This window comes from Actinotalea caeni, from assembly GCF_009733795.1.
Classification (GTDB): domain Bacteria; phylum Actinomycetota; class Actinomycetes; order Actinomycetales; family Beutenbergiaceae; genus Pseudactinotalea; species Pseudactinotalea caeni.
Genome location: NZ_WNXX01000003.1, coordinates 35,966 through 52,201, shown reverse-complemented (window position 1 = coordinate 52,201; position 16,236 = coordinate 35,966). Strand labels below are relative to the sequence as shown.

Below are 16,236 nucleotides of genomic sequence, written 5' to 3'. Positions count from 1 at the left end.
GCAGCCCCCTCAGGCCTGGGTGACCGCGTGCACCGGCACGTCGGCCGGGATGCGGTCGCGACCGCCGAGCTCGGTGAGCTCCAGCGCGACCACGACGCCCGTCACCGTGCCGCCCGCACGCCGTACCAGCTCGACGGCGGCGGCCGCGGTGCCGCCGGTCGCGAGCACGTCGTCGACGACGAGCACCCGCGCGCCCGGGGGGACGTCGGCGGGCTGCACCTCCAGCGCCGCCGTGCCGTACTCCAGCGCGTAGGTCTCGCGCATGACGGTGCCCGTCCCGGTGCCGGGCAGCTTGCCGGGCTTGCGCAGCGGGAGCACGCCGGCGTCGGCCGCGACCGCGGCGGCCGCGCCCAGCAGGAAGCCGCGCGCCTCCAGCGCCGCCATCAGGTCCGCCTGCCCGCCGAGCCGGGCCACGGCCTGCGCGACCAGCAGCAGCGAGGCCGGGTGCCCGAGCACGGGCGTGAGGTCGCGGAACAGCACCCCGGGCGCGGGGAAGTCGGGCGTGAGCCGGGTGCGCTCGACGATCGCCGCTGCCGCGCGCGCGACGACGTCACCGGTCGCGTCGGGGGCGCTCATGCGCGCACCGGCTCGTGCAGGCGGCCCAGCACCGCGGCCAGCCGCTCGCCCATGAGCCGGTACCCGGTCTCGTCGGGGTGCAGGTCGTCCGGCAGCAGGTGGGCGTCGTCCGGGCCGATGACCGAGGGGCCGTCGACGAGGTGCAGGCGGTCGTCGTCGGTGCCGGCGACGACGTCGGCGAGGATGTCGCGCATCGCCTGCAGGGTGAGCCCGACCTCGTTCGGGGTCTGCTCGCGGGGCGGCGACGTGATCGGGCTGACGACGACCACGGTGGCGTCCGGGTGGCTGTCGCGCACCCGGTCGAGCAGGTCGGCCACCAGCGGCGCGAACGTGCGGCCGGACAGCGTCGCGCCGCCCTGGACGTTGATGCCGAGGCACAGGCTGATGACGTCGGCCGGCAGCGCCTCGATCGTGTGCGCGGCGAGCGGGTCGAGGTGGCACTGGCCGCCGAACCCCAGGCACGTGAGGTCCCAGCCGAGCGTGCGGGCGACGATCGCCGGCCAGGTCTGTGACGGGCCGGCCGCGGCGCTGCACTGCGTGATCGACGAGCCGTAGGCCACCCACGAGGTCGAGGCGGCCGGAGCCGGCTCCGCGGCGCCGTCGAGAGCGACCGACCTCAGCCACGTGCGCCCGACCTGCGGCAGCCACACCTGCACCCGGTGCTCGCCGGCGGGCAGCGGGAGGTCGAGGCGCGAGCGGCCGATCTCGACGTCGACGCGGTGCGCGAGCTCGTCGTCGACGAGGACGTCGACGCGCGTGGGTCGGTCGATCTCGATGCCGAGCTCGAGGTCGAGGTGGAGGGTGTCGGCCGCGGTGACGACGTCGGCGCGCACACCGGCGGCCTCGCGCGCCTTCTCGACGAGGTCCGGGGCGAACGCGCGGTCGATGCGGTCGGGCAGCAGCCGCCAGACGCGTACCGCGTCGTCGCGCTGCTCCCAGCCGACGGCGCCGCGCCAGGCGGCAGGGGCCAGGTCCGGTCGGAGCTCGGTCGAGGTCACGAGCGCCCAACCTACCGGGCGCCGGACCTCACGCGGCGCTGTGCCGGCCGCGCCGCTGGGCGCGGCCGTCGTGCAGCTCGAGCACGCGGTCGGCGCGCCCCATGAGCAGCGGGTCGTGCGTCGACACGACGGCTGCGAGCCCGCGGTCGTGCACGAGCGTCTGCAGCAGGTCCATGATCGTCGCCGCAGTCGCGGAGTCCAGCTGCCCGGTCGGCTCGTCCGCGAGCAGGATCTCCGGCTCCGACACCAGCGCGCGGGCGATGCCGACGCGCTGCTGCTGGCCGCCGGAGAGCTCGTAGGGGCGCTGGTTGGCGTGCCCGGAGAGCCCGACGACGTCCAGCGCCTCGGCGACCCGTCGCTCCCGCTCGTCGGGGTCGGTGCGCAGCAGCCGCAGCGGCACCTCGACGTTCTCGGCCGCCGACAGCACGGGGATCAGGCCGAACGACTGGAACACGTAGGACAGCCGGCGCCTCCGCACGTCGAGCAGCTCCGGCTCGTCCATCGCTGTCAGCTCCTCCGTCCCGAGCCAGACCGTGCCCGACGTCGGCCGGTCGAGACCGCCGAGGAGGTTGAGCAGCGTGGTCTTGCCCGACCCGGAGGGGCCGCGCACGACGAGCAGCTCGCCGGGCTGCACCTCCAGCGACACCTCGCTGACGGCGTGCACGTCGCCCGACGGCGTCCTGAACACCCGGGACAGGTCCCGTCCGGCGAGGGCCGGGGTCGCGCTGGTCTCGGTCATGCCTGCTCCTCCTCGTCCGGGCGCGCGGGGGGCGGGTCCTGGCGCGTGTCGCGCCAGACGCCGGCGTGGTCGTCCTCGAGCGTGAGCCGCACCCGGTGCCGCAGGTCGAGCGCGCTCACGAACTCCTCGGGCAGCTGCAGCCGGCCCACGCGGTCGAGCACGGCGAACTCCTCCGCGACGTGCCGCTCCGCGCCGTGCTCGTCGGTCTCGCGGCGGCGCAGCACCTCGGTGGAGGTGCGGCCGTCGCGGATCTGCACGGTGCGGCGCACGTGCTCCGACACCGTCGGGTCGTGCGTGACGATCAGCACGGTCACGCCGGTCTCGGCGTTGACGGCGCGCATCATCTCCAGCACCTCGGCGCTGGTGGCCTCGTCGAGTTCGCCGGTGGGCTCGTCGGCCAGCAGCACCTGCGGCGAGTTCGCGACCGCGACGGCGATCGCGACACGCTGCTGCTCGCCTCCGGACATCGCGGCCGGCCGCTTGTCCCGGCAGTGCTCGACCCCGAGCATCTCGAGCAGGCCCTCGGCCCGCTCGGTGAGCTCGCGGCCCTTGAGGCGGCCGGCGAGCGTCATCGGCAGCGCGACGTTCTCCAGCGCGGTGAGGTAGGGCAGCAGGTTGCGGGAGGTCTGCTGCCAGACGAACCCGACCGTGCTGCGCTGGTAGGCGACCCGGCGCGCACCGCGCAGCGTCAGCAGGTCGACACCGGCCACCGAGGCCCGGCCGGCGGTCGGGGTGTCGAGCCCGGACAGGATCGTCAGCAGCGTCGACTTGCCCGACCCGGACGCGCCGACGATCGCGACGAGGTCACCGGCCTCGACGTGGAGGTTGAGGCCCTGCAGCGCCTGCACCTCGATGCCCTCCGCCGCGTAGATCCGGACGAGGTCCTCGCAGACGATCTCGCCGCCCGCGACCCGCTCGCGGGCCGTCGTGGGGGTGGTGGGTGTGCTCATGTCGCGTCTCCGATGCGCAGCACGGTCAGGGACAGCCGCCGGGCGACGGCGGTCGCGGCCAGCAGGGTCGTCGCGACGACGGCGACGACCCCCGCCAGGACGAGCCCGAGCCGCGCCCAGTCGTAGACGACCGGCGGCGAGGCGCGACCGGCGAAGGTCGACAGGTCGACCGTCGCGACCACGAGGTGGGGGAGCGCCAGGCCGAGCACGGTGCCGGCGACCAGCGCCGTCGCCGCGAGCGGCACGACCTCCCACGACACGAGCCGGCGGGCGTCGCGCGCGCTCGTGCCCAGCGTCCGCAGCACGGCGATCAGCCGCCCGCGGGCCGGCGCGGCGAGCACCAGCGTGAGGACGAGCGCCAGCACGCTCTGCAGCGTGCTGAGCGCGAGCGTCACGACGAACCCGCGCTGCATGGCGACCGCGGAGGGGGAGGCGAGGAAGTCCGACTGCACGGCCGCCGTCGTCGCGATCGTGCCGACGCCGCCGACGATCTCGGCGATCGCGTCGCCCGCCGCCTCGCTGTCGGCTCCCGGCCGCAGCGCGACCAGGGTCATCCGCGGCACGAGGTTCTGGCCCGTGACCTCGCGGAGCAGGTCGAGGTCGACGACGGCCCACAGGGCGCCGTCGACGAGGCCCGCCGCCGACGGCGCGGTCGCGACCGGCTCGAGGTCGACGACCGACCCGAGCTGGACGTTCATCGGTCCGGCGCCGACGCCCAGCGCCTCCGACACGACCACCGGCACACGCCCGTCGACGAGGGTGTCCATCGCCCCGGGCAGCTCGACGGCGCCGTCGACGTCCGCCTGCACGTCGCCGAGCACCGCGGTGTCGACCGCGAGCAGGGTCACCTGGCGCGTCGTGGTGCCCTCGGTGAGCCGGGTGGCCGGCAGCGTCAGCACGCGCGCCGTCGCGGCGACGTCCGGCAGCGCGGCGATCGCGGCGACGGTCTCGTCCTCGTACGGCGGCCCGACCAGCCGGACGTCGGCGCCGGTGCTCGCGCGGGTGCTCTCGGCGACGCCGGCCTGCAGCGTCGTGAGCATCGTCGTCGAGAAGACCGCGATCGAGGTCGCGACCAGGAGCGCGAGCATCGGCACGAGGCCGGCACCGGTCTCCCGGATCGCTCGTGCCGAGCCGAGGAACCCGGCGAGGTCGCGGCGTCGGCGCATCACGGCGTGCACCGCGCGCATCGGCACCGGGAACAGCCGGGTGGCGAGCACGGCAGCGGCGAGCGAGACCAGCAGCGGGGTCGCGGTGGCCAGCGGGTCGACGGTCGTGCTCGTCGTCGCCTGCAGGCCGCGGCTGAGGAGCAGGTAGACCGCGCCGGCGGCGACGGCGACGACCAGCACCTCCACGACCCAGCGCCACCCGCCGCGCGACGGCGCGCCCAGGTCGTGCCGCTGGGTGCGCAGGCTCGGCAGCGCCGCGCCGGCGAGGAACACCCCGGGTGCGACGCCGGCGAGCAGCGGCAGCAGCAGGTCACCGAGCGCGGCTGGGCCCGGCGTGAGCAGGCTCGCGACCGCGGCGCCCAGCGCGGCCGACGGCAGCCCGATCACCAGGCCCTCCAGGCCCAGCGCGCCGCGGATCTGCACCGGCGCACCCCCGCGGGCGCTCGCGAGCGCGAGCGTGTCGCGGCGGCGCACGACCGAGAGCCGGCAGGCGAGCGCGAGGAGCGCGAACATCACCCCGACCGGCCCGGCGGCCACCAGGGCGAGCACGGCCGCCGCGCCGCGCTGGGAGGTGATCGCCGACCGCAGCACGTCGACGAGCGCCGTCTCGAGCTCGACGCGGACACCGCCGAACTCCTGGTCGCCGAGCGGCACCTGCCGCGAGGTCACCTCGATCAGCTCGTCGAGCAGCGCGGCCGGGTCGTCGTCGCCGGCGGCCAGCGGGATCCAGACGTCGGTGCGGGGCCGCAGGTTGGTGCTGACCTGCAGCAGGCCGACCGACTCGGGGTTCGTGTATGCGGCGCCGATCGCGAAGTCGCCGGCCTGCGGGTCGGTGCGGACGAGCGGCTCCAGGCCGCTCAGCTGGTGCTGCCAGTAGGAGTCGGAGGGATCGGTCGCCTCGAACACACCGCTGACGACGGCGCTCAGCGGCAGCGTCCCGCCCTCGGGCGAGACCAGCCGTGCGTCCTCGAGCACGAGCACGTCGCCGACCACGACCCCGAGCCGCTCGGCCGTGGCGACCGAGAGCATCACCGGGACCGGCGGCACCTCCCGGCCACCGCCGGTGCCGAACCACGAGGGCCCCGGCCACGGCTCCGGTGCGGCGCCCTCCACGAGCCGGACGTGCTCCTCGAGCCCCGGGATCGCCCGGAACCGCAGCTCGCGCCCGGTGAGGCCGGGCGGGTCGACCGTGTCGCCCGTGACGGTGAGGGCGTCGGCGCTCGCGAGGTCGACCGACAGCAGCAGCTCCGGCCGCCCCAGCAGCGGCCGCAGCAACGGCCCGGCCGAGTCGACGACCGCGTCGAGGTCGTCGCGCGCCTCGGCGAGGGAGCCGTCGAGCGCGTGGACGGGCCAGCCACCGACCTGGCGGCCCGTGAGCGCCCGGGCGGTGTCCGACGTCTCGCCGCTGCGGTAGCCGATCTCGTCGGCGAACACCGCGCGCGACAGCTGCGGCCAGGCCGCGAACAGCGCCGCCGCGATCGCCACGACGACCGCGATCGCGACCGAGGCGCCGGGCGAGCTCGTGGCCTGCCGGACGAGCAGCCGCGCCCTCATCGCGGCACCGCCGGTGCGGGGACGGGTGGGACCGGGCGCGTCACCGGATCTCCTCCCGCCAGGTCGTGTCACGGGCCTGGGCGCGGACGCGCGCGCCGTACCAGAGCGCGACCGCGGCGACGGCGGCCAGCACGAGCGCGAGCAGCGCCGCGCCCGGGGCGACGTCGAACGTCAGCCGGACCGGCACGGCGCGCGAGACCTGCGGTGTCGTGGCGCGTACCAGGGTGACCATGAGCAGCGCGCACAGGCCCCAGCCGGCGAGCACACCGACCCCGACCGCGCCGATCTCCAGCCCGAGCAGCTCCCGTGCGCGCGACCTGCCCTGCTGCGCGGCGCCGACCCCGACCGCGCGCAGCACGACCACCTCGCCGCGTCGCGCCGCGGCCTGCGTGAGCGCGACGGCGGCCACGGCCGGCAGCGCGAGCAGCAGCGCGCACACGGCCGCCACCCAGTACACGACCCGGGCGGGGGCCGCGACCGCGTCGGTGACGCCCTCGCCGGTCGCGACCACCTGGGCGCGCGGCCCCAGGCCCACCCGCAGCGCCTCGGCGGTCTCCGCGGGGGAGCGGTCGCCGCCGTCGACCCACACCTGGGTGGCCGACGGGATCTCGGGGGAGGTGCGCAGCAGCGCGTTCTGCAGCGTCGGAAGGTCGGCGAGCGCCGCCACCGGGTCGGGGTTGCCCGGCACCACCGGGATCGTGCCCACCTGGGTGAGCCGCAGCGTCGTCGCGCCGAGCGTGACGTCGGTACCGGTCGGACGGATCTCGCCGCGCCAGCCCGGCGTCGTCACGACCGGCACCTCGGTGCCCGCGCCCGACGCCGGCATGAAGCGCTGCACCGTCGAGCCCACGAGGGTCTGGGCGGCGCCGACCAGGTCGCCCTGGAACGTGCCGGTGAACGACAGCGGCCCGTCGCCCCCGCTGTAGGCCTCGCCGCCCGGCATCGGCAGCACCGCGGGGTCCCAGTCGAGGTCGGCGACGGGGAGCGCGGCGCCGTCGGCCTCGACCGAGGAGACGCTCACGCGCCAGTCCGTGGGCTGGAAGGTCGCCGACATCACGGTGTCGATCGCGACCAGGCGCCACTGGCCGCCCGGCAGCGCCGCCGCCAGCCGCGCCGTGACCGGCTTCCCCTTGTCCGGGTCCGGGACCACGACCATCTCCTGGCTCTCCCGGTCGAACCTCGTCCGGTCGGACGCGACGAGGACCGTGCCGCCCATGTCGACACGGATGAGGTCGGCGCCCTGCGCGAGCCATGCCCGGAAGGAGACCTCGCGGTGCGCCCAGCCGTCGTCCAGCGATCCCTCGGCGGCGGCGGTGACGTCCAGCGCCAGCTCCTCGGCACCGGGCGGCAGGGCGACCCCGGGCAGCGGGTCGGCGGCCGGTGCGAGCAGCGGCAGCACCGGGCCGAGGACGGACTCCGGGGCCGAGGAGACGCCGGCGTCGGCGATCGGGAACGCCGTCAGCTGACCGACGCGCTCGCCGAGGCGCATGGCCGACTGGAGGACACCGGTGGCCGTGACGTCCTCGACCGCGGACGTGACGTCGAGGACGCGGTGCGTGCGCCCGGTGACGATGCCGCCGTCGGCGTCGACCCGGGCGTCCGCCCCCACCGAGACCTGCTCCGAGGTCGCGCGCAGCGTCTGCCACGTGCCGGCGTAGCCGCTGGCGACGGTCGCGATGGCCGCCGCGAGCACCACGAGCACGACCGGCACCGCGTTGACCGAGATCCGGCGCGAGGACTGGCGCAGCTCGGTGACGGGCGAGAACCCCGGGCGACGGGCCGCGACGGCGGCGAGCGCGCGGTTGACCGGTCCGGCCACGGCGACGGCGGCGAGCGCGACCGCCACGAGGCCCAGGGCGGGGGCTCCGACCGCGACGACGTCGACCCGCTGCGTCCCCGGGACCAGCGGGGTGCCGTTGCGCAGGAAGCGCCACAGGCTGAAGGCGGCCAGCCCCGCGACCAGCACCAGCGCGGCGCCCGTGACGGCGCTGCCCACCCGTCCGCTCTCGTCGCGCGGGTGCAGCCCGTTGGCGGCGGCGCGTGCGACCGCGGCGACCATGATCGCCACGACGGCGACGGCCGTCCCGGCCGTGACCAGCAGCGTGCTGCCGAGCGCGAAGCCGGGGCGGCCGGCGAACGCCACGGCGACGGCTGCACCGCCGAGCAGCGCGCCGCAGGCGACCACCGCCGCCTCGACCGCGCCGATCGCGACGAGCTGGCGCGGCGCAGCCCCGCGCGAGAGCAGCACGAGGGTCTCCCGCTCGCGGGTCGCCGCGAGCAGCCGGGTGATCTGCCAGAGCGCGACCAGCGACACGAGCGCGACGACGAGCAGCGGGATCGCGGAGGAGGCGCGCACCGAGGCGAGGCTCTCCTGCGCGTCGGCGAGCGTCGTCGGCAGCGAGCCCGCGGTGGTCACGCCCCGCAGCGTCAGGTCCGCCTCCTCGAGCGCGGGCGCCAGCCGTGGGAGCGCGGCGAGCCAGTCGCCGAGCGCGTCGGGGGAGAGCGCCGAGGGGGTGACGGTCCACCGCACGAACGGCGCGACGTCGAGCGGCGCGAGGGCCTCCTCGGCGACCAGCAGCGGGCCGTGCGCGTCGACCTCGTAGGGGTCGGTGCCGGCCGCGACGAGCAGGTCGCCCGCCCAGTGCGGGTCGTCGGCGTCGGCGGGCAGCCACAGACCGGTGACCGTCAGCTCGCCGGTGCCGTCCTCGACCGTGACGCCGACGGTGTCACCGACCGCGAGCCCGAGCGTCTCGGCGGCCAGCGCGTGCACGGCCGTCTCGTCCGGCCCGTCCGGCCACGCGCCCTCGGCGAGGGAGGCGTGCTCGGCGGCGGCATCGTCGACGAGGAGGATCGCGCGGCTCTCGGTGCCGTCGAGCGGCACCGGCGGCGTGCGCAGCGTCGACCACGTGTCGGCACCGGCGGGCAGCACCCCGGTGAGCACGCGGTCGGCACCCTCGCGCTGGGCGTCGGCGTCGGGGGCGAGCCGCGTCTGCACCTCCAGCACCTGCGCGGCGGCGGGGGCGGCGGCGACGGCGTCGCGCAGCCCCGCGGCCGAGGCCACACCGAGGTAGGCCAGCGTGCCCGCCAGCGTCGCGACGACGAGCGCCGCCATCGCGAGCAGCAGCCCGACCAGCCCCACGTGCGCGCGCGCCCGGCGCCACGTGTAGCCCCCTGTGCGCACCCAGGCCCTCCTCGTCGTCGGGTGCCCACGGTAGCCAAGACACCTGTCGTCGTGCCGCACCACCTCTGGTGTGTGGTGAGGACCGCGACGGACCGCCCGGGTGCGGGCTGCTCAGCGCGGCGGCGGCGAGGGCGGGTACGCCGGTGCCGGCGGGGTCTGCCGGGGCGGCGCGGCGGGGCCGGGCTGCTGGCCCGCGCCAGGCCAGCCGGGCGGCACCGGCTGCCCCGGCTGCGCGGGGGGAGACCCGACCGGGTGCTGCTGGACGGGGTACCCCGGGGTGGGCCGGTACGGCGTGCCCGAGGGCGGCTGCGGCCCCTGGTACCCGGGCTGCGCCGGCCAGGGCTGCGCGGGCGGCCAGGTCTGCTGGGCCGGCGGTGCCGGCGGTGCCGGCGGCCGGATCATCCGGTGGATCAGGCGCTCCATCGGACCCTGGCCCAGGGTGACCTGCCAGACCGTGGCGAGCACCATCGAGCCGACGACCAGCCAGATCAGCGGCTGGTTGGACACCGGGTTCCACACCGCGTCGGTGCCCAGGACCGCGATGTAGACGATGTGCGCGGAGTACACCGTCAGCGACATCGCGCCCATCGCCGAGACCGGCGTGAGCAGCACGCGCAGCGGCGCGACCGCCGTGGTCAGCAGCAGGCACAGACCCAGCACCGCGACGGCGAACCCGACGTTGCCGACCATCTCGAACGTCGTGTCGGCGTGCGGCTCGATCGTCACCACGTCCTGCACCAGCCCGGTGGTGCTGCGCTCGAGCGCCGCACCCGACAGGTACGCGACCGCGGCGACGGCGGCACCGCCGAGCAGCAGCGCGAGCTGGGTCTGCCAGCGCTGCATCGCCATCCGGCCGACGGCGAGACCGACGAGGACGTAGAGCAACCAGGACAGCGCCGGGTAGTAGCCCGACCACAGGTCCGCGATCACCGGCAGCACGATCGCCACCTGCCCCGCCGGCTCCCAGGCGTAGGCGTGCGGCGACGTCGCGCCGAGCAGGGCGTAGCGGCTGAGGAGCACGAGGCTCGGCATCACGAGCGCCACGACGCCCGCGGAGAGCAGCAGCGCCGCCGGCCGCATCCGCAGGAACGGCATCGCGAGCACGAACAGCACCGCATAGGCGCCCAGGATGACGGCGACCGGCGTGCCGAGCGCGGTGAGCACCCAGCCGAGGACCAGCAGGATCGCTGACCGCTTGAGCAGCCGGACGCGCTGCACCGCGAGCTCGGCGGCGTCGCCGGTCGCGTACGCCTTCTTCGTCATGAACGCGAGCCCGGTGCCCGCGAGCGTGGCGAACAGCGCCGAGGGGCGGCCGTCCGCGAGCCAGAACCAGCCGGTCGGGGTGAGGAAGCCGGTGTGCCGCTCCAGCCCGAGGTGGGCGACGAACATGCCGAGGATCGCGAGGCCGCGGGCGGTGTCGACGCCGACGACGCGGGGCGTGCGGGGTCGGGGGGCCGTGCCTGGGCCCGACGACGGTGCGGACGCGGCTGCGGACGGCGCCGCGGGCGGGGTGGCCATGGCGGACAGGCTAACGAGGCGAGGGCGCCCGGCCGAGCCCGAGGGATGGGCAGGAGGACCCCGTGCGGCGTAGCGTGGCCGTGTGGCCGGCTGGGACGACGTCGAGCGGGTGGCCACAGCGCTGCCCGGTGTCGAGGAGAGCACCACCTGGGGCAACCGCTGCTGGAAGGTGCGCGGGAAGACGTTCGCATGGGCGCGCCCGCTGCGCGCCACGGAGCGCGCCGAGCTGGGCGAGGACGCGCCCGAGGGCGAGGTCCTCGCCGTCAGCGTCGAGGACCTGGGGGAGAAGGAGGCGATCCTGGCGACCCCGGGACCGTGGTTCACGGTCTCCCACTTCGACGGGTACGCCTCCGTGCTCGTGCGGCTGGACGAGGCGAGAGTGCAGCAGGTCGAGGAGCTGGTGGTCGACGCCTGGCGGGCCCGGGCGCCCGCCGCGCTCGTGGCGCAGCACGAGCAGGGCGGCTGAGGCGCGCGAGCCCACCCCCGGCCGTCACCGAGCGGGCGCGCCGGGTCGCGCAGGGTCGCGCGGGAGAGGCCCCCGGAGGCCCCACGCGAACGACGTCTCGGCGCTACCGTGAGCAGATGAGCACGGCATCGGAGTACGTGCACGGGCACCACCAGAGCGTGCTGCGCAGCCACGCGTGGCGCACCGCCGAGAACTCCGCCGCCTACCTGCTGCCGCACCTGCGCCCCGAGATGGACGTGCTCGACGTCGGATGCGGGCCGGGCACGATCACGGTCGACCTCGCGAGCCGGGTGCCGGGCGGTCGCGTCATGGGCGTCGACACCTCGGCCGAGGTGCTGTCGCGCGCGGCGGACCTCGCGGTCGCGCAGGGCGTCGACAACGTCGAGCTCGAGCAGGCGGACGCGACGGCGCTCCCGTACTCGGCGGAGTCCTTCGACGTGGTGCACGCGCACCAGCTGCTGCAGCACCTGAGCGACCCGGTCGCCGCGCTGCGCGAGATGCGACGGGTGCTGCGACCCGGCGGCATCCTCGCGGTGCGCGACGCCGACTACGGCGGCATGCGCTGGTTCCCCGACGACGAGGGCCTCGAGCGGTGGCGCGACCTCTACCTCGCGCTCACCTCCCACCACCACCCGGACGCGGGCCGCAAGCTGCTCTCGTGGGGGCTGGAGGCCGGGTTCCGGACCGTCACGCCGTCGGCGAGCGTGTGGTGCTTCGCCGACGCCGAGTCGCGGTCCTGGTGGGCGGGCACCTGGGCCGAGCGCGTCGAGCACTCGAGCTTCGCGACCCACGCGGTCGACGGCGGTCACGCCACGCCCGACGAGCTCGCCGACGTCGCCCGCGCGTGGCGGGACTGGGCCAGCCTCGACGACGCCTGGTTCGTCGTCGTGCACGGCGAGCTGCTCGCCCGCCCCTGACCGGCTCCTGAGCGATCCGTCGGCGCCGCCGCCGATACGCTCACGACATGCGCATCGCTCGCTTCACCACCGGTGACGACCCTCGCTACGCCGTCGTCGAGGAGGGCAGCGACGATCTCGTCGTGCTCTCCGGCGACCCGCTCTACAGCCCGCTGGAGCCCACCGGGCAGCGGGTGCCGCTGGACTCCGCACGCCTGCTCGCGCCGGTGATCCCGCGCAGCAAGGTGATCGGCATCGGCCGCAACTACGCCGAGCACGCCGCGGAGCTGGGCAACGAGGTGCCCGCGGAGCCGATCGTGTTCCTCAAGCCGAACACCGCCGTCGTGGGCCCGGACGACCCGGTCGTGCCGCCGCCCTACACGAGCCACCTCGAGCACGAGGCCGAGCTCGCGGTCGTGATCTCCCGGATCTGCAAGGACGTGCCGGTCGAGCGCGCGAAGGACGTCATCCTCGGCTACACGGCCGCCAACGACATGACGGCGCGCGACGTGCAGCGTTCCGACGTCACCTGGACCCGCGGCAAGGCGTGGGACTCCTCGTGCCCGCTGGGCCCCTACCTCGTCATGGACCTCGACGTCTCCGACCTGCAGGTGCGCTGCTGGGTCGACGACGAGCTGCGCCAGGACGGCTCGACCGCCCAGATGATCGTCGGCGTGCCCGAGCTCGTGGCCTACGTCTCGCGGATCTTCACGCTGCTGCCCGGTGACGTCATCCTCACCGGCACGCCCGCCGGCGTCGGGCGGGTCGAGCCCGGACAGCGGGTCACGGTCGAGATCGAGGGGATCGGCGCCTTCTCCAACCCGGTGATGCGGCGCTGACCCGAGCTGCTCGGCCGCCGGCCGGCTCGGCACCGGCGGGCAGCGCCTAGGCTGGGTCACCGTGACCGCAGCCTCCTCCGCACCGACCGGGTCCGACGTCCGGGTCCGCTTCTGCCCCTCGCCGACCGGCACGCCGCACGTCGGCCTCATCCGCACCGCGCTGTTCAACTGGGCCTACGCCCGGCACGTCGGCGGCACGTTCGTCTTCCGCATCGAGGACACCGACCCGGCGCGCGACAGCGAGGAGTCCTACCAGCAGCTGCTGGAGGCGCTGCGCTGGCTGGGCCTGGACTGGGACGAGGGCGTCGAGGTCGGCGGCCCGCACGAGCCGTACCGGCAGAGCCAGCGCATGGACCTCTACGCCGACGTCGCGCGCCGCCTGCTGGAGGCCGGCCACGCCTACGAGTCGTTCTCGACGCCCGAGGAGATCGAGGCACGGCACCGGGCGGCCGGTCGCGACCCGAAGCTCGGCTACGACGGCTTCGACCGCGACCTCACCGAGGAGCAGAAGGCCGCGTTCCGCGCCGAGGGCCGCGAGCCGGTGCTGCGGATCCGGATGCCGGAGGAGGACGTCACCTTCACCGACCTCGTGCGCGGCGAGATCACGTTCAAGGCCGGCTCGGTGCCGGACTTCGTCATCGTGCGCGCCAACGGTGCGCCGCTGTACACCCTGGTGAACCCGGTCGACGACGCCCTCATGGGCATCACCCACGTGCTGCGCGGCGAGGACCTGCTGTCCTCGACACCGCGCCAGATCGTGCTCTACCGGGCGCTGCTCGACATCGGTGTCGCCGACGTCATGCCGGTGTTCGGCCACCTCCCGTACGTCATGGGCGAGGGCAACAAGAAGCTGTCCAAGCGCGACCCCGAGTCCAACCTGTTCCTGCACCGCGAGCGCGGCTTCGTGCCCGAGGGTCTGCTCAACTACCTCGGGCTGCTCGGCTGGTCGATCTCGCCCGACAACGACATCTTCAGCAAGGACGAGATGGTCGCGGCGTTCGACGTCGCCGACGTCAACCCGAACCCCGCCCGGTTCGACCTCGCCAAGGCCGAGGCGATCAACGCCGCCCACCTGCGGCTGCTGGCGCCCGAGGACTTCCGCGACCGGCTCGTGCCGTACCTGCACGCGGCCGGGCTGGTGCCGGTCGACACCTTCGCCGACCTGGCGCCCGAGCAGCAGCAGCTGCTCACGCAGGCGGCCCCGCTGGTGCAGGAGCGGATGACGCTGCTGGGCGAGGCGCCCGGCATGCTCGGGTTCCTGCTCGTGGCCGACGACGCCGTCGTCGTGGAGGAGGAGGCCCGCGCCGCGCTGCGCGAGGAGGCACCGCAGGTGCTCGACACCGCGATCGAGGTGCTGGAGGGTCTGGACGACTTCTCGCCGCAGGCGCAGCAGGACGCGCTGCGCGCCGCGCTGGTCGACGGCCTCGGCATCAAGGCGAGGTTCGCGTTCGCGCCGCTGCGCACCGCCGTCACGGGACGCCGGGTGTCGCCGCCGCTGTTCGAGTCGATGGAGATCCTCGGCAAGGACTCCTCGCTCGCGCGGCTGCGCGCCCTGCGCGCCACCCTCTGACGGCGTCGTGACAGGGTCCGACGGCGGCGGTCGCGTCGTGGCGGTCTCGCGCCTGTTCCAGGTGCGCGAGACCGACCGGCCCGGCTACCTCACAGGCATCGACAAGCGCCCCGTCGACGGCCCGGTCCCCGTCGGAGAGCTCGGCGTCGAGGGCGACCGGCAGGTCGACCGCGAGCACCACGGCGGTCCCGACAAGGCGGTCTACGCCTACGCGCAGGAGGACCTCGCGTGGTGGGCGGCCGAGCTCGGTCGTGACCTGGCGCCGGGTCTGTTCGGCGAGAACCTCACGACCACCGGCGTCGACGTCACGGGCGCGGTCATCGGCGAGCGGTGGGCCGTCGGCGAGCACCTGCTGCTGGAGGTGACGATGCCGCGCACGCCCTGCTACAAGTTCGCGCACCGGATGGGGGAGCCGCGCTGGATCAAGCGGTTCACGGCCGCGGGGCGGTCGGGCGCCTACCTGCGGGTGCTGCGGCCCGGCCCGGTCGCGGCGGGCGACACGGTGCGGGTGACCGACCGCCCGGCGCACGGCGTCACGATCGGCGCGACCTTCCTCGACCCGCAGCCCGAGGCGATGCTCGCGCTGCGGCGCGCCGGGGAGGCCGGCGAGGTGCGGCTCGCGCAGCCGGTGCTGGACCGGATCGGGTTCGTGCTGCGCGAGGAGCCGGGGTCGTGAGCGGGGTGACCGGCAGCAACGGCACCAGTACGACCGACGGGACCGTGCGCGGCGTGCTGTTCGACATCGACGACACCCTCGTCGACACCGCGCGCGCGTTCGCGGCGGGTCTGGCGGAGGCGTTCGGCACCCTCACCGAGCTCACCCCGCAGGCGCAGGCCGACGCCGTGCGGATCTGGCGCGCCGACGCCGGCGGGCACTACCGCCGCTACGTCGCGGGCGAGGTCGGCATCGTCGAGCAGCGGCGGGCGCGCGTCCTCGAGATCACGCGGCACCTCGGGCTGGACGACCTGGACGACGACGGCTTCGCCGCCTGGGACGAGGCCTACCGCGCCGCCTTCGCCGCCTCCTGGGCGCTGTTCGACGACGCCCACGCGTGCGTCGCGGCCGCGGTCGACGCCGGCCTGGCGGTCGGGGCGGTCACCAACGCACCGGGGGAGATGCAGCGCGCCAAGATCGCCGCCGTCGGGCTCGCCGACGTGCTGGGCTCGCTCGTGGCCGTCGACACCCTCGGCGTGGGCAAGCCCGACCCGCGGGTCTTCCACGAGGGCTGCCGCCTCATCGGTACCGAGCCCTCGGCCACGGTGTACGTCGGCGACGAGCTCGACGTCGACGCGCTGGCCGCCGTCGAGGCCGGGCTGCGCGGCGTGTGGCTCGACCGCCCCGGGCGGCGCCGCGGCGGTCCGCACGCGGTCAGCGACGAACGGCTCGCCGAGGCCCGTGCGGCGGGTGTGGCCGTGATCGCGTCGCTGCGCGAGCTGCCGGAGGTGTGGGGCTCGGCGCGGACGTGAGATGCGTCACCCGCCGCCGATTGGGCGCAGCGGCCCGGCTCGGGTATCGTGGCCTGCCGGTACGACCGCACGGGATCGGGCCCACGGGCTCGCCACCAGGGCGGTTATACCCCCATGGGGTATGGTGTAATTGGCAGCACGACTGATTCTGGTTCAGTTAGTCTAGGTTCGAGTCCTGGTACCCCAGCGGTCAGCAGAGCCTGATTCCTCAGGTATGCTGGTCCACCGTTGCCCGGCCCCGTCGTCTAGTGGCCTAGGACGCCGCCCTCTCAAGGCGGTAGCGCCGGTTCGAATCCGGTCGGGGCTACGGAAGAAG

General features: G+C 75.5%; 13 protein-coding genes and 2 tRNA genes. 8 read left to right on the top strand and 7 right to left on the bottom strand.

Annotation, left to right across the window (positions count from 1 at the left end; translation table 11 throughout):
* Positions 1-9 precede the first annotated feature (9 nt).
* From GPA02_RS03535 to GPA02_RS03505, 7 genes are all read right to left on the bottom strand, one after another.
* Positions 10-576 (bottom strand): adenine phosphoribosyltransferase, encoded by a 567-nt coding sequence (locus tag GPA02_RS03535; RefSeq protein ID WP_156198477.1) that lies wholly within the window; start codon positions 574-576, stop codon positions 10-12.
* Entirely contained in the window at positions 573-1,574 is a 1,002-nt protein-coding gene (locus GPA02_RS03530) for a GDSL-type esterase/lipase family protein (RefSeq protein ID WP_156198476.1), read from the bottom strand. The genes GPA02_RS03535 and GPA02_RS03530 overlap by 4 nt, the downstream gene beginning before the upstream one ends.
* A gap of 28 nt (positions 1,575-1,602) precedes the next feature.
* Positions 1,603-2,313, bottom strand: a complete 711-nt coding sequence (locus GPA02_RS03525; RefSeq protein ID WP_156198475.1) for an ABC transporter ATP-binding protein — start codon at positions 2,311-2,313, stop codon at positions 1,603-1,605.
* A complete protein-coding gene (locus GPA02_RS03520) occupies positions 2,310-3,263 on the bottom strand; it encodes an ABC transporter ATP-binding protein (protein ID WP_156198474.1) in 954 nt (317 codons plus the stop codon). The genes GPA02_RS03525 and GPA02_RS03520 overlap by 4 nt, the downstream gene beginning before the upstream one ends.
* The gene (locus tag GPA02_RS03515; RefSeq protein WP_156198473.1) at positions 3,260-5,983 is read right to left on the bottom strand and encodes an FtsX-like permease family protein; all 2,724 of its coding nucleotides are present in this window, start codon (positions 5,981-5,983) and stop codon (positions 3,260-3,262) included. The genes GPA02_RS03520 and GPA02_RS03515 overlap by 4 nt, the downstream gene beginning before the upstream one ends.
* A gap of 40 nt (positions 5,984-6,023) precedes the next feature.
* A complete protein-coding gene (locus GPA02_RS03510) occupies positions 6,024-9,164 on the bottom strand; it encodes a hypothetical protein (RefSeq protein WP_156198472.1) in 3,141 nt (1,046 codons plus the stop codon).
* 111 nt (positions 9,165-9,275) lie between these two features.
* Positions 9,276-10,682 carry a heparan-alpha-glucosaminide N-acetyltransferase domain-containing protein gene (locus GPA02_RS03505; RefSeq protein WP_156198471.1) on the bottom strand — a complete coding sequence of 469 codons (1,407 nt, stop codon included), beginning with the start codon at positions 10,680-10,682 and terminating at the stop codon, positions 9,276-9,278.
* An 82-nt stretch (positions 10,683-10,764) separates the two neighbouring features.
* Here GPA02_RS03505 and GPA02_RS03500 point away from each other — a divergent pair, with 82 nt between their 5' ends.
* The 8 genes from GPA02_RS03500 (at position 10,765) to GPA02_RS03465 (ending at position 16,227) form a co-directional block, all read left to right on the top strand.
* A complete protein-coding gene (locus GPA02_RS03500) occupies positions 10,765-11,148 on the top strand; it encodes an MmcQ/YjbR family DNA-binding protein (protein WP_156198470.1) in 384 nt (127 codons plus the stop codon).
* 116 nt (positions 11,149-11,264) lie between these two features.
* The gene (locus GPA02_RS03495; RefSeq protein ID WP_156198469.1) at positions 11,265-12,065 is read left to right on the top strand and encodes a class I SAM-dependent methyltransferase; all 801 of its coding nucleotides are present in this window, start codon (positions 11,265-11,267) and stop codon (positions 12,063-12,065) included.
* Between the two features lie 47 nt (positions 12,066-12,112).
* Positions 12,113-12,883, top strand: a complete 771-nt coding sequence (locus GPA02_RS03490; protein ID WP_156198468.1) for a fumarylacetoacetate hydrolase family protein — start codon at positions 12,113-12,115, stop codon at positions 12,881-12,883.
* Positions 12,884-12,944: 61 nt separating this feature from the next.
* Positions 12,945-14,453, top strand: coding sequence for a glutamate--tRNA ligase (gltX, locus tag GPA02_RS03485; RefSeq protein ID WP_156198467.1), 1,509 nt, complete (start codon positions 12,945-12,947; stop codon positions 14,451-14,453).
* 37 nt (positions 14,454-14,490) lie between these two features.
* Positions 14,491-15,129: an MOSC domain-containing protein gene (locus GPA02_RS03480; RefSeq protein WP_156198654.1), complete on the top strand. Its 639-nt coding sequence runs from the start codon at positions 14,491-14,493 to the stop codon at positions 15,127-15,129.
* Positions 15,126-15,920 (top strand): HAD family hydrolase, encoded by a 795-nt coding sequence (locus GPA02_RS03475; RefSeq protein WP_240133862.1) that lies wholly within the window; start codon positions 15,126-15,128, stop codon positions 15,918-15,920. Before GPA02_RS03480 ends, GPA02_RS03475 begins: the two co-directional genes overlap by 4 nt.
* Positions 15,921-16,035: 115 nt before the next feature.
* Positions 16,036-16,107: transfer RNA gene (locus GPA02_RS03470), tRNA-Gln, on the top strand.
* A gap of 47 nt (positions 16,108-16,154) precedes the next feature.
* A tRNA-Glu gene (locus tag GPA02_RS03465) sits at positions 16,155-16,227 on the top strand.
* Positions 16,228-16,236 lie beyond the last annotated feature (9 nt).